General features: G+C 57.0%; 1 rRNA gene. It reads left to right on the plus strand.

Going from position 1 to position 893, the window contains the following annotated elements:
* Positions 1-893, plus strand: a 23S ribosomal RNA gene (locus IE269_RS42770); the annotation flags it as partial.

An 893-nucleotide genomic window follows, 5' to 3' on the forward strand; every position in this document is an offset into this window, starting at 1 on the left:
TCGTGACTGCGTGCCTTTTGAAGAATGAGCCTGCGAGTTAGCGGTGTGTAGCGAGGTTAACCCGTGTGGGGAAGCCGTAGCGAAAGCGAGTCCGAACAGGGCGGTTGAGTTGCACGCTCTAGACCCGAAGCGGAGTGATCTAGCCATGGGCAGGTTGAAGCGGAGGTAAGACTTCGTGGAGGACCGAACCCACCAGGGTTGAAAACCTGGGGGATGACCTGTGGTTAGGGGTGAAAGGCCAATCAAACTCCGTGATAGCTGGTTCTCCCCGAAATGCATTTAGGTGCAGCGTCGTGTGTTTCTTGCCGGAGGTAGAGCACTGGATAGGCGATGGGCCCTACCGGGTTACTGACCTTAGCCAAACTCCGAATGCCGGTAAGTGAGAGCACGGCAGTGAGACTGTGGGGGATAAGCTCCATGGTCGAGAGGGAAACAGCCCAGAGCATCGACTAAGGCCCCTAAGCGTACGCTAAGTGGGAAAGGATGTGGAGTCGCAGAGACAACCAGGAGGTTGGCTTAGAAGCAGCCACCCTTGAAAGAGTGCGTAATAGCTCACTGGTCAAGTGATTCCGCGCCGACAATGTAGCGGGGCTCAAGCGTACCGCCGAAGTCGTGTCATTCCAGCATGTACCCCCAACGGGGGCTGGGATGGGTAGGGGAGCGTCGTGTGCCGGGTGAAGCAGCCGCGGAAGCGAGTTGTGGACGGTTCACGAGTGAGAATGCAGGCATGAGTAGCGATACACACGTGAGAAACGTGTGCGCCGATTGACTAAGGGTTCCTGGGTCAAGCTGATCTGCCCAGGGTAAGTCGGGACCTAAGGCGAGGCCGACAGGCGTAGTCGATGGACAACCGGTTGATATTCCGGTACCCGCTTTGAAACGCCCAATACTGA

Origin of the sequence: Streptomyces spiroverticillatus (assembly GCA_014650415.1) — a bacterium.
In the GTDB taxonomy this organism is placed as follows: Bacteria; Actinomycetota; Actinomycetes; order Streptomycetales; family Streptomycetaceae; genus Streptomyces; species Streptomyces spiroverticillatus.